The organism is Pseudomonas sp. PS01303, from assembly GCF_029959385.1.
Lineage (GTDB): Bacteria > Pseudomonadota > Gammaproteobacteria > Pseudomonadales > Pseudomonadaceae > Aquipseudomonas > Aquipseudomonas rustica.
This window is the reverse complement of sequence record NZ_JASCPK010000163.1, coordinates 1-12,697: the sequence shown is the minus strand read 5'-3', so window position 1 is coordinate 12,697 and position 12,697 is coordinate 1. Positions and strand designations below refer to the sequence as shown.

Here is a 12,697-nt window from a genome sequence, read left to right as displayed (position 1 = left end):
CGATAGCGGTCTGTCTATGAAACATGTATCGGCTGACAGACCGCTATCGCGAGCAGGCTCACTCCTACAATGAGATTGTGGTGGGCCTACTTCTGATGCGCCCGATCAAACCATTCCAGCGCCGTACGCCAGATACAAATCCCCAGAAAATACGCCGACATCAACAACCAAAGTCCCATCACCAACGGGTTGATCACCGGGTGGTTGAGCACCAGCGACAAGCTGCACAGCAGCCAGATTGCCGTCACCGCAATGTTGATCGGCATAAACCGGCGCACGCGGAATGGATGCAAAAACTTCATCCGAGTCACCGTCAACAGCGCCAGCCCGATCACCGTCAAAAACGTGATCCAAGGCCCCGGGCCGATGATGTACAAACACAGCGCCACCACATTCCACGCCGCCGGAAACCCGACAAAGTAGTTGTCTTTGCTCTTCATATTGACGTTGCAGAAGCAGAACAACGACGACACCAGAATCAGCGACACGGTCAGCAGCAGGGTGTAATCCGGCAGCGGAATATAGCGATAGATAAACAGTGCCGGAATAAATACGTAGGTCAGGTAATCGATCACCAGATCAAGGATCGAGCCGTCGAAACTCGGCAGCACCGATTGCACATTGACCTTGCGCGCGAGGGCGCCGTCGAGGCCGTCGACGATCAGCGCCACGCCCAGCCACATCAGGCAATGGGTCGGCTGATTTTCCAACAGGGCGAGGGTGGCAAGGAAAGCAGTGACCACGCCGGTCGCGGTAAAACCATGGGCGCCCCATGCTTTGAGCCTGGCGATGTGTACGGTCGATATCACGGGGGCGTTCTCCAGAAAGTGAAGCAAGCCGGGTATCACCCTTGAGTGGCAAGGGCGCCGGCAAACCGGGTCGGGGTTGCAGCTATCGACCGGTCTGGCCGGAATAAGGTTCACCACCCTTGAATCTTAGCTGGCCGATGGAAAAATTCCCGGGGCAAACCGGCGAGGGCCTTGAGTGTCGGCCAAACGGTGCTGGCGCTATGGCCGCAGGGGTCTAGAGTTGCCAGACGCAGTCACTGCCAATGTCTGAGGATGACGCCATGAACACCACTGATTTACTCGAACAACTGTTGCGAGGCCAGGCCTCGGCGGGACAACAAAGTAACGCCTCGGCCGGTGGCGGTCTGGGCGGGCTCGGGGGCTTGCTGGGTGGTCTGCTTGGTGGCGGCTCGGGCGCGGCCAGCGGCGGCGGGTCTGCCGGCGGTCTAGGCGGACTGGGCGGTTTGCTCGGTGGATTGCTCGGCGGCGGTTCGGCTGGCGGTGGTGGGTTGGGCGGCGCCTTGGGTGGCGCGCTGGGCGGCGGTGGCGGCACGCAAAGTCGTTCCGGCGGCGGCACCAATTACGCGGCACTGGCATCGCTGGGGATGATGGCGTACCAGGCGTATCAAGCCTGGCAACGCAGCCAGGCCAGCGCGGCGCCACAACAGATTCCACAAACGGCCAACCTGCTCGCGGGCCCGGACGTCGAAGAACACAGCCACGCAGTGCTGCGCGCCTTGATCGCAGCGGCCAAGGCCGACGGGCGCATCGATGAATCGGAAAAACACCTGATCAGCGCAGAAATCGGCAAGCACACCGATGATCCGCAATTGCAGCAATGGCTCGACGCCGAAGTCGCCAAACCGCTGGACGCCAGTGAAGTTGCGCAGTCAGCAAACGGTGACCCCGCCATCGCGGCCGAAATGTATCTGTCCAGCGTGTTGCTGGTGGATGACCAGCAGGATGCCGAACGCAGCTATCTGGATGAACTGGCAGCAGCGTTGCAGATCGATCCGGATTTGCAGGTGCATCTCGAGCAACAGGCCAAAGGGCAGGCGTAACCACAGTCAAAAATCGCGGCCCCGGGAAGCTTTCTATCTAGGCTGACCGGGCCGTCCGTCCGGGCAATTTTCACGTCGATTGAATTTTTCACAGGCGCGACGCCTCTGCTGCTGTAGAGGCGCGTGAACAGCGTCCTGCCAATCGACCGAGAAAACTGCCATGACTGTCCTGACACGCCTGCAATCCACACCAGCCCAGCCGCAAGCGATCAACCCTGCCGGGAATGTTCGGTTCATTTACGAAGCGCTGCTCAAGGATGAAAATCCGCAGGCGTTGGCGCAGTCATTCCTGCACGAGCAACTGCACAATGCCGGGCAACTTCCGGATACGCTGCCGCAAGACCCGACAACGTGGCACGCCTGGGTGGCCGAACATTGCACCGATGTCGCGCAGCAATACGCCGAATATCTGCAACAACGTAAAGCCGGCGGGCCTCGGCAATTCTTCACCTGCAAGGCGCAGGCGCTGTACTTTCTGCAAGCAGTGGCGCCGACCAAACTGGTCGACGGCGCGTGGTTGTATGGCTTGCTGGCGCAGTGGCAGGATCCGCGTTTCGCCGGTTTGCTCACTACCTATCTGGAAGAACTCGGCGACGGCAACCCCGCGCAAAACCATGTGGTGATCTACCGCAAACTCCTTGCCGAACACGACTTGCAGGACAGCGCCGCGATCGCCGATGAACACTACCTGCAAGGCGCGTTGCAACTGGCGCTTGGCATTGCCGGTGTCGATTGCTTGCCAGAAGTGATCGGCTACAACCTGGGTTACGAGCAGCTGCCATTGCACCTGCTGATCACTAGTTACGAACTCAGCGAGCTGGGCATCGATCCCTACTATTTCACTTTGCACGTGACCATCGACAACGCCAGCACCGGCCATGCACAAAAAGCCGTGCAGGCGGTGCTCGACCTGTTGCCACTGGAGGCCGATCGCGCCGATTTTCTGCGTCGTGTATCGCTCGGTTATCGCCTTAATGATCTGGGGCAGGGCAGTCGCGCGATCATCGAAGGCTTCGACCTTGAGCGTGAATTGTTGGCGATGCTTGAGCGCAAGCGGCCGTTCGGCCAGCACATGCATTCCGACTACTGCCGCTTTGAAGGCCAGACCGTGAATCAATGGCTGTCGACACCTGAGCAATTGCCCGGCTTCATGCAAGCGCTGCAGGACAAAGGCTGGATCAAACGCAACGAAGACCCGCAGAACAGCCGCTTTTGGCAACTGATCGCGGGCGATGGTGCGGCGATGTTCGGCGTGTTCAATGCCTATGAAAAACAACTGGTGCATGACTGGATTGCCGGCGATTGGAAATCCTCCGAAAAGCCGAAAGTCGCTCGGCGCCGGCCTCAAACGGCGGCATCGATCGCGGTGCCCGAGCAGGATCCCGATGTGCAGCAACTGAACGCGGCGTTGCAAGGTCAGGACTGTCTCAAGCAAATCGCGACGCTGATTCCGTGGCTCGCCCCGGATCGCCATGCACACCCGGCCGGGTTGCTCGCCACCCGACGATTCATCGAACTCAAATCACGCCAGCCGTAAGGAAATTTTCAATGAGTCAGGAAGAACAATTCAGCAGCCATGATCTGGCGCTACTGCAACTGGGCCGGCGCCTTCAGGCCGATGGCTACCGTTTCATCACCCCGACGCCGCTGACGCATCAGCGCGTCAATCAGCGCGACGAAGGGCAAATGGCTGACAGCCTGCGTGATGTGTTTGGCTGGTCGCGGCCGTTCGAACCCGGTTTGCTCTCCGCCGACGAACAGCGCCAGTTACAGGAGGCGCAAGTCATCGACACCTACGAAGGCCAGCTGAAAAGTCGCGTGCGCTGGTCGAGCCTGGATGATCTGTTGTTCGTGCATTCGGCGTTCCCGACCGACGCGGCGGACTCGGTGTTCTTCGGCCCTGATACTTACCGTTTCGCCCAGATGATCCACGCTCATCTGCAACAGAACTTCGCCCCGATCCATCGCGCGGTCGACATCGGTTGTGGCGCGGGCGTCGGTGCGATCGTGATCGCCCGAGCCCGTCGCGAGGCGCAAGTCCTGGCGCTGGATATCAACCCCGCCGCGCTGCGCCTGACTGCAATTAACGCGGCGCTGGCGGAAGTCGCCAACGTTGAAGTTCACGCCAGTGATCTGTTGCAAGGCGTAGAGGGCGAGTTCGATCTGATCGTCGCCAATCCGCCGTACATGGCCGATCCGGCGGAGCGCGCCTATCGCCATGGCGGTGGAACACTTGGCGCGGGACTTTCGCTGCGCATTGTCGAGCAGGCGCTGAATCGACTGGCCCCCGGCGGTTCGCTGCTGCTCTACACCGGTGTGGCGATGGTCGATGGCCGTGATCCATTCCTCGACACGGTGCTGCCGCGACTCGATGAAAAACGCTTCGCCTGGACGTACCGTGAAATCGATCCGGATGTCTTTGGTGAAGAGCTGCTGAACCCCGGATATCAACGGGTTGACCGGATCGCCGTGGTGGCGCTGACCGTCTCCCGAATGGGCTGAAATCAGGCAGGTACACGATGAACAGGAACCTCGACGACTACAACCGCATGCGCGATTTCTCGGCAACCTCGGAACCGGCGGCAGTCAAACGCTCGGGCCGCAAAACCGCCGCCGAGCACGCCTTGCAGTTCTGCATCCAGAAGCACGACGCTTCGCACCTGCATTATGACTTTCGCCTGGAACTCGATGGCGCGTTGAAGAGTTGGGCAGTGCCGAAGGGGCCGTCGCTGGATCCCAAGGTCAAGCGCCTGGCGGTGCACGTCGAGGATCATCCGCTGGACTACGCGACCTTCGAGGGCAGCATTCCCGAAGGGCATTACGGCGCGGGCGATGTGATTGTCTGGGATCGCGGCGTGTGGATTCCGCAGGAGGATCCGCAACAGGCCTACGCGAAAGGCAAGCTCAAGTTCGAGCTGCAAGGCGAGAAACTCGGCGGGATCTGGAATCTGGTGCGCACGCACATGCCGGGCAAAAAGGAGCAGTGGTTCCTGATCAAACATCAGGACGGCGCGGCGCGGCCTCAGGATGATTACGACGTTCTGGTCGCTGAGCCGGACAGCGTGTTGAGCGAACGCACCCTCGTCGACAAACCGAAACTCGCCGCCGAGCAAAGCAAACCGGTGAAGAAACCCGCCGCCAAATCGCGCAAAAAAGCCACCGGCACGCTGACGGGCGCGCATAAAGCCAAGCTGCCGGCGCAGCTCAAACCCGAATTGGCCACACTGGTCGACAGCGCGCCTGAAGGGCAGTGGAGCTACGAAATCAAATTCGATGGCTACCGGATCATGGCGCGGATTGATCACGACCAGGTGCAACTGTTCACCCGCAACGGCCACGATTGGACGCACAAGTTGCCGCAACAGGCCGAAGCGTTGGCCGCGCTGGGTCTGGAATCGGCTTGGCTGGACGGCGAAATGGTCGTCGCCAATGAACATGGCGTGCCGGATTTTCAGGCGCTGCAAAATGCTTTCGAGGCTGGGCGCAGCGGCAACATTCTCTACTACCTGTTTGATCTGCCCTATCTCAACGGCGTCGACTTGCGTGAGGTGCCGGTTGAAGAGCGCCGTGCCGCGCTGGCGACCATCCTCGGCGCGCAGAAAAATCCGCTGCTGCGCTATTCCGAAGCCTTCGACGAAACCCCGGATGCATTGCTCAACAGCGCCTGTCAGATGCAGATGGAAGGCCTGATCGGCAAACGCCTCGGCTCGCCTTACGTGTCGCGACGCAGCGGTGACTGGATCAAACTGAAGTGCAAGCATCGGCAGGAATTTGTCGTCGTCGGCTACACCGATCCGAAAGGTTCGCGCAGTGCCTTCGGTGCCTTGCTGCTCGGTCTGCATGATCGCGACAGCGGCGAGTTGCGTTACGCCGGTAAGGTTGGCACGGGCTTCAACGAAGCGACGCTGAAAAGCATTCTGGCGCAACTGAAACAGTTGCAGGTGAAGAAGGCTGCCGTGATCAATCCGCCGAGCGGTTTCGAGGCCAAAGGCGTGCACTGGCTCAAACCGAAATTGCTGGCCGAAATCGCCTTCGCTGAAATGACCAAGGACGGCTCGGTGCGCCACGCCGTGTTCCATGGTTTGCGCGATGACAAACCGGCCAAGGACATCACTGAGGAGCGAGCGAAACCGGTGAAGACTTCAGAGACGAAATCCGCAGCGCAAAGCCCTGCGAAAAAACCGGCGAAAAAAGTGCCCGCGGAAAAGGCTGAGACTGCGCCGTCGCAACTCGGTCTGGCCAACGGCAAGGTTCGCATTACTCACCCGGATCGGGTGATCGACGCGGTCAGCGGCACGACCAAAATGCAACTGGCCGAGTATTACGCGAGCGTCGCCGAATGGATTCTGCCGCAACTCAAGGATCGCCCGGTGGCGCTGGTGCGCGCGCCGGATGGCATTGCGGGTGAACTGTTCTTCCAGAAGAACGCCGAGCGCTTGGCGATCCCCGGCATCAGCACGCTGGACAAAGACGTCACCGGCCAACCGGTGATGCTGATCAACAACGCCGAAGCACTGATCGGCGCGGTGCAGATGAGCACGGTCGAGTTGCACACCTGGAACGCGACCACGGTGGATCTGGATAAACCCGATCGCTTCGTGCTCGACCTCGACCCTGATCCGGCGCTGCCGTGGAAGAGCATGGTCGAAGCCACCGCGCTGACCTTGACCGTGCTCGATGAACTCGGCTTGAAAGCGTTTCTGAAAACCAGTGGCGGCAAGGGTATTCACTTGGTGGTGCCGATCACGCGCAAGCTCGGCTGGGATGAAGTGAAGGATTTCAGCCACGCGATTGTCAGCCATATGGCCAAACTGTTGCCGGATCGATTTTCGGCGGTGTCCGGGCCGAAAAACCGTGTCGGGCGGATCTTCATCGACTACCTGCGCAACGGCCTCGGCGCCACCACCATCTGCACTTACTCGGCGCGTACGCGCGAAGGGCTACCGGTGTCGGTACCGCTGTTTCGTGAAGAGGTTGGGGAGATCAAGGGCGGCAACCAATGGAACGTGCATAACGTCCACGAACGGTTGGCCGAGGTTGGCGATGAGCCTTGGGCTGACATGAAGAAAACCCGGCAGAGCATCACCGCCGAGATGCGCAAACGAGTCGGCATGAAAAAGTGATCAGGTGTCGCGCAGCAAGTCGTGGGCGTTAAGCAATTCAAAAGCGATTTCGGGGTTGTTGTTCAGGCCCCGTCGAATCGCCGTTGGAATCGACTTGCGCGTTTTGCGGCACAGACCTGGCAGCGCGTCGATTTCGATCTCGATGCCGAGCATGGTGCGCACTTCGTGAAAACCCGGTGAAACGTCGACGCGAATGCCCAACTGCTCGAACATGCGTTTTTGCAGGTGCCGGAGGTCGTCGAGGTTTTTCAGTTTTTCGAGGCGCGCGAGCAGGACTTTTTCTTCCTCGCGGGTCAGGCGCAGGATGCGCACATCCGCGCCGGGCGTGTCCAGCAACGGGTCGCGCCCGCAATCGCAGGCGCCGGGTGGGCAGGGGGAGCGCAAAGGCGCAGTCGTCGTCATGGCCTCCATCATAGAGGCCGTCGGACAGTTTTGCCTATGCGCCTTCAGCGGCCATCCATCGGCTGCTTGCTCCGTGCTGGTTACTGATTCAGGCCTTCGTAATGCACCAGAATGGCGTTGGCGAGGTCTTCATCGCTGGCGTTGATGCCGGGATTTTCCTGACGAACCTGTTGCAACACCGACTCAAGATAAACCCCGCGAATGGCTCCGCCGCTGGCGACAAAGGCAGACAAGTCGTCACGCGCCGGGATCACCATTTTGTGATCCTTGAAAGTCGAGTACAGCGAAGCGGAAACGCCGGCCGAAGTGGCTACATCCCCCGCATCGACCTTGGCCATAGCGGAGCCGACTGGCAGGCATAAGAGTAAAGAAGAAACGAGCAATAACTTGCGCATGACGGGGTTCCTCCACAAGCGCTAAGCAAAAAGGGAAGGACTGCATAATGTGAGAGGTGCGCGGAGGGCGGGAGTTCCGTGAGGCGTTAATTCTGCAGACGCGGGCACGCCATGGCGGGTGCCCGGTCTTGACGCGAGTTCTATCAAATCACGCCACAGGCCATGCGATCACCGCCACCACCGAGGGGTTTTGGCATGTCGGAATGGTTGTCGCCACCGGCATGAATCATCAGCGCGTGGCCTTTGATCTCGGAGATTTTTTTCAGGCGCGGCGCCAGCACCGGGTAGTTGGCGATACCGTCAGCGGTCACGTACACCGCCGGCAGGTCACCGAGATGGCCGTCAGCGTATGGGCCGAGGTGCTTGCCGGATTTCTGCGGATCGAAGTGCCCGCCAGCTGCCAGTGCCGCGCCTTTGACGCCGTCCTTCATGCCCGGCTCGCAACTGCCGTTTTCGTGCACGTGAAAACCGTGCACGCCGGCCGGCAGGGATTTCAGATCAGGGGTAAACAACAGGCCATATGGCGTCTCACTGACGGTAATCGAGCCGATCGCCTGCGGTGCACCGTCGGCGCTGACCAGATTGATCGCGACTTTTTCCGTCGCTGCCTGAGCAGTGCCGATTGCGAAGGTGCCGAGCAGACCTAACCACAATGCGCGTTTCATAAGCGTTTCCTTGTGCTGCATGAGTTTTCAGAACGACGGACTCAATAGTCTGCCGGCATTAACCGGCGATGAAAGCCATGTCCGCGTGCGTTGAAAAGTGAGACTTGCCGCTCAAACTGAAAGTTTTATCGCCGTTGCCCTGCGCGCAGACATCTGCCGACACGCTCTGGCGCGGCAGACCGGCACAAATAGGCTTAACTCTAGGACTGACAGGCCTTTACCGGCGTCCCCCAAGGAGAAACCCACGGTGTCGATCAAACTGCGTTTAGTGTTGCTGATTGTTACCAGTCTGCTGACGGCATTGCTCGTGAGTCTGGTCAGTTACGTCGGTAACCTGCACATGGCCTCGGCGGTGAGCGACAACGCGGTGAGCATGAGCGCGCTGCGCAACCACATGGAAGCGGACATGATGCACGACGCCCTGCGTGCCGACGTCTATTCGGCAATGTTGGTGGGGCTGGGCAAAAGCACCAGCACGCCGGCCGAGGCACGCAGTTCGATCGAGGAGCATGCGCGGCATTTTCGTGAAGTGCTGGAAGAAAACCTGAAACTGCCGATCAACCCGACGTTGCGATCGGCGCTGGAGCAGATCAAACCGAGCCTTGAAACTTACATCAATGCCGGGGAACGCATTGTCGGCCTGGCGCTGGATAACCCGGACGCCGCGCAGCAGGAGCTGGGTACGTTCAATTCGGCCTTCAGTCAACTGGAAACGCAGATGGCCGCGTTGAGTGAATTGATTGAAGCCAATACCCGTGAGACCAGCGCTGGCACCGAAGCCGCGATCCGCAATGCCAATATTGCCCTCGGCGTGGTCTTACTGGCGGGGCTGTTGCTGCTTTTGGTCGAGGGACGCTGGGTGATCAGCAGCATTCTCGGGCCGTTGAAAACCGCCAGCCGCATCGCCGAAAGCATCGCCCACGGCAACCTCAGCGAGCCGATCTCCGAACCGACCGGCAAGGATGAAGCGAGTGCCTTGATTCGCACGCTGGCGACCATGCAGCGCGATTTGCGCAACATGATCGACGTGGTGCGCAGCAACGCCCACGGCGTCAGCGGCATGAGTGAGCAACTCAGCCACGGCTGCCATCAAGTCGCCGACAGCAGCCAGCAACAAAGCGTCGCCGCCAGCACCATGGCCGCTGCCGCCAGCCAGATGACCGCGAGTATCGAGGAAATCACTCGCCACGCCGAACGCGCCCTGAGCATGGCCAATCAGGCAGAAAACCTGGCGAAGGAGGGCGGCGGGGTGATTCATCAAGTGGTCAGCGATATGGACGACATTGCTCGTTCGGCGCAACAGTCGGCGCAAGTGATCCGCACGCTGGATCAGGAGTCCGAAGGCATTTTCAACATTATCCAAGTGATCAAAAGCATCGCCGACCAGACCAATTTACTGGCGCTTAACGCTGCGATCGAAGCGGCGCGGGCGGGCGAACAGGGTCGTGGTTTTGCCGTGGTGGCGGATGAAGTGCGCAGTCTGGCGGCACGCACCAGTGCCTCGACCCAGGAAATTGCTGCGATGGTCGCACGCATTCAACACAGCACTCGCGAGGCGGTGAGCAGCATGGAGGCGGGTGTGGCGCAGGTCGACAAGGGCATGGCGGTGACGGCGGAGGTGGAGCGGGCGATCCGCGAGATTCTGGAGGCGACGTTGAGTACCACGCAGTTGGTCAACGACATTACCCGCACGATTGGTGAACAGAGCTTGGCCAGTAACGAGATTGCGCATCAGGTCGAGATGATTGCGGGGATGTCCGAGGGCAATAGCCGGGTGATCGGGCAGACGGCGACGACTACGGATGAGCTGTCGAGTCTGGCGGGGCAGTTGGCGCAGTCTGTGGATCGGTTTCGGTTGTAACAGAGTTTTGCAGTGATTGAGCGGCCGCTTTCGCGAGCAAGCTTTGCTCCTACGGGGATCGTTGATACCCGCTTTTCGTAGGAGCAGAGCTTGCTCGCGAAGAGGCCAGCTTAATCACCCGCTACTTCAATCCCTGCCCCAAAGTTCATGTTCACCCCCCATCTGCCGATAAGCCCCTGAACGCAAAAGGACTATCAAGTCGGGAACAGACGCGCGGGTTTGTCCTGACGTGATATTCTTCGCGCCAACTTGGTTTGACCTAATTCAGTCTGCTTGCCGCGTGGCGAGCCGACGGAATCCCTGTCGCTCAAGTAGCTGATGCCAATAATGATAAGAAACCAGTTCAGAAGGGACATTAACTGAGGTCGATGCGGTACGTCGGCCTTGTGTGCCCACCCGTCAAAATTGCAGTGTGCCGGAATCTGCGACGCCAGCCTGAGCGTCACCAAAGCGGATCGCATGCTGATAACAGCGACGGGCGGAAGGCGTTTTATCATAGGTGCTACGGATGTTTAAGAAAGTGAACACAGCTCTGCTGGGGCTGGCTTTGGCGATGGGGATGTCGTCCGCCAATGCTGAAGAAGCAAAGAAAGTCGACGTGCTGTTGATCGGCGGCGGCATCATGAGCACCACCCTGGGTGTGTGGATCAATGAGCTGGAGCCAAGCTGGTCGATGGAAATGGTCGAGCGCCTCGACGGCGTCGCCCTCGAAAGCTCCAACGGCTGGAACAACGCCGGTACCGGTCACTCGGCTCTGGCTGAGCTGAACTACACCCCGGAAGATGACAAAGGCAACGTGACGATCCCGAAAGCTGTCGAGATCAACGAAGCGTTCCAGGTGTCCCGTCAGTTCTGGGCCTGGCAGGTTCAGCAAGGCGTTCTGAAGAACCCTCGCTCGTTCATCAACACCACACCGCACATGAGCTTTGTGTGGGGTGATGACAACATCAAGTTCCTGAAAAAGCGCTACGAAGCCCTGCAAGCGAGCCCGCTGTTCGCCGGCATGCAGTACTCCGAAGACCCGGCTGTGATCAAGAAGTGGGTTCCGCTGATGATGGAAGGGCGTGACCCGAACCAGAAAATCGCGGCCACCTGGAGCCCGCTGGGTACCGACATGAACTTCGGCGAAATCACCCGCCAGTTCGCTGCCCACCTGCAAACCAAGCCTAACTTCGATCTGAAACTGTCGAGCGAAGTCCAGGACATCACCAAGAATGCCGATGGCACTTGGCGCGTCAGCTACAAAAACCTGAAAGACGGCAGCAAAACCGAAACCGACGCCAAGTTCGTGTTCATCGGCGCGGGCGGCGGTGCACTGCACCTGCTGCAGAAGTCGGGCATTCCTGAAGCCAAGGAATACGCTGGCTTCCCGGTTGGCGGCTCGTTCCTGGTGACCGATAACCCGACCATCGCTGAACAGCACCTGGCCAAGGCCTACGGTAAAGCCTCGGTTGGCGCACCACCGATGTCCGTTCCGCACCTGGACACCCGTGTTCTGGACGGCAAGCGCGTCATCCTGTTTGGCCCATTCGCGACCTTCAGCACCAAGTTCCTCAAAGAAGGCTCGTACCTGGACCTGCTGACCAGCACCACCACCCACAACATCTGGCCTATGACCAAGGTCGGCATCAAGGAATACCCGCTGGTCGAGTACCTCGCTGGCCAACTGATGCTGTCGGATGAAGACCGTCTGAACGCGCTGAAGGAATACTTCCCGAACGCCAAAGCCGAAGACTGGCGCCTGTGGCAAGCCGGCCAACGCGTGCAAATCATCAAGCGTGATGAAGCCGCTGGCGGCGTGCTGAAACTGGGTACCGAAATCGTTGCGGCACAAGACGGCTCCATCGCCGGCCTGCTGGGCGCATCGCCAGGCGCGTCGACCGCTGCACCGATCATGCTGAGCGTGTTGCAGAAAGTCTTCAAAGACAAAGTGGCTAGCCCAGAGTGGCAAACCAAGCTGCACCAGATCGTGCCGAGCTACGGCACTCAGCTGAACAGCGATCCAGCGAAAGTGGCCGAAGAGTGGGCTTACACCGCCAAGATCCTCGAACTGCCGACACCTCCAGTGATCGGTCAGGCTTCTGCTCCGGCTGCACCTGCGGCTGAAAAAGCTGAAGCACCGAAGGAAAACGCTGCACGTGACATGGCTCTGTAATTAGACCCCTGACACACAAAGCCCACTGCACCGGCGACGGTCAGTGGGCTTTTTTTATCCCTCTATATCCTTTTGTATTCCCTGTATTCCCTGTATCCCCTGTAGGAGCTGCCGAAGGCTGCGATCTTTTGATCTTGTTTTAGAATCAAAAGATCGCAGCCTTCGGCAGCTCCTACAGAATTGTTTCGGTGTTCAGACGTTCAGATGTTCAGATGTTCAGATGTCAGGGTTTCGCGGAGGCTAGATA

General features: G+C 59.4%; 10 protein-coding genes. 6 read left to right on the top strand and 4 right to left on the bottom strand.

The genetic code is table 11. The features are described from left to right. Positions 1 to 86 precede the first annotated feature (86 nt). The gene (gene pcsA, locus QMX93_RS26795; protein ID WP_053119275.1) at positions 87 to 809 is read right to left on the bottom strand and encodes a phosphatidylcholine synthase; all 723 of its coding nucleotides are present in this window, start codon (positions 807 to 809) and stop codon (positions 87 to 89) included. A 260-nt stretch (positions 810 to 1,069) separates the two neighbouring features. On the opposite strand from pcsA, the gene QMX93_RS26790 reads away from it, so the two are divergent. The 4 genes from QMX93_RS26790 (at position 1,070) to ligD (ending at position 6,972) form a co-directional block, all read left to right on the top strand. After that, positions 1,070 to 1,849 carry a tellurite resistance TerB family protein gene (locus tag QMX93_RS26790; protein WP_282358537.1) on the top strand — a complete coding sequence of 260 codons (780 nt, stop codon included), beginning with the start codon at positions 1,070 to 1,072 and terminating at the stop codon, positions 1,847 to 1,849. Positions 1,850 to 2,009: 160 nt separating this feature from the next. Continuing rightward, positions 2,010 to 3,386 carry an iron-containing redox enzyme family protein gene (locus QMX93_RS26785; protein ID WP_282358536.1) on the top strand — a complete coding sequence of 459 codons (1,377 nt, stop codon included), beginning with the start codon at positions 2,010 to 2,012 and terminating at the stop codon, positions 3,384 to 3,386. A gap of 11 nt (positions 3,387 to 3,397) precedes the next feature. Further along, positions 3,398 to 4,351 (top strand): class I SAM-dependent methyltransferase, encoded by a 954-nt coding sequence (locus QMX93_RS26780; RefSeq protein ID WP_282358534.1) that lies wholly within the window; start codon positions 3,398 to 3,400, stop codon positions 4,349 to 4,351. 17 nt (positions 4,352 to 4,368) lie between these two features. After that, the gene (gene ligD / locus QMX93_RS26775; protein ID WP_282358533.1) at positions 4,369 to 6,972 is read left to right on the top strand and encodes a DNA ligase D; all 2,604 of its coding nucleotides are present in this window, start codon (positions 4,369 to 4,371) and stop codon (positions 6,970 to 6,972) included. On the opposite strand, the gene QMX93_RS26770 is transcribed toward ligD, so the two are convergent. The 3 genes from QMX93_RS26770 to sodC all read right to left on the bottom strand — a co-directional run bounded on the left by QMX93_RS26770 (position 6,973) and on the right by sodC (position 8,434). Continuing rightward, positions 6,973 to 7,374, bottom strand: coding sequence for a hypothetical protein (locus QMX93_RS26770; protein ID WP_282358531.1), 402 nt, complete (start codon positions 7,372 to 7,374; stop codon positions 6,973 to 6,975). Positions 7,375 to 7,454: 80 nt separating this feature from the next. After that, positions 7,455 to 7,769: a DUF2388 domain-containing protein gene (locus tag QMX93_RS26765; protein ID WP_053119287.1), complete on the bottom strand. Its 315-nt coding sequence runs from the start codon at positions 7,767 to 7,769 to the stop codon at positions 7,455 to 7,457. Positions 7,770 to 7,912: 143 nt separating this feature from the next. Beyond that, a complete protein-coding gene (gene sodC, locus QMX93_RS26760) occupies positions 7,913 to 8,434 on the bottom strand; it encodes a superoxide dismutase [Cu-Zn] SodC (RefSeq protein WP_282358530.1) in 522 nt (173 codons plus the stop codon). 247 nt (positions 8,435 to 8,681) lie between these two features. Between sodC and QMX93_RS26755 the strand changes: the two genes are divergently transcribed. Next, positions 8,682 to 10,295: a methyl-accepting chemotaxis protein gene (locus tag QMX93_RS26755; protein ID WP_282358529.1), complete on the top strand. Its 1,614-nt coding sequence runs from the start codon at positions 8,682 to 8,684 to the stop codon at positions 10,293 to 10,295. A 508-nt stretch (positions 10,296 to 10,803) separates the two neighbouring features. After that, positions 10,804 to 12,450: a malate dehydrogenase (quinone) gene (mqo, locus tag QMX93_RS26750; RefSeq protein ID WP_282358528.1), complete on the top strand. Its 1,647-nt coding sequence runs from the start codon at positions 10,804 to 10,806 to the stop codon at positions 12,448 to 12,450. Positions 12,451 to 12,697 lie beyond the last annotated feature (247 nt).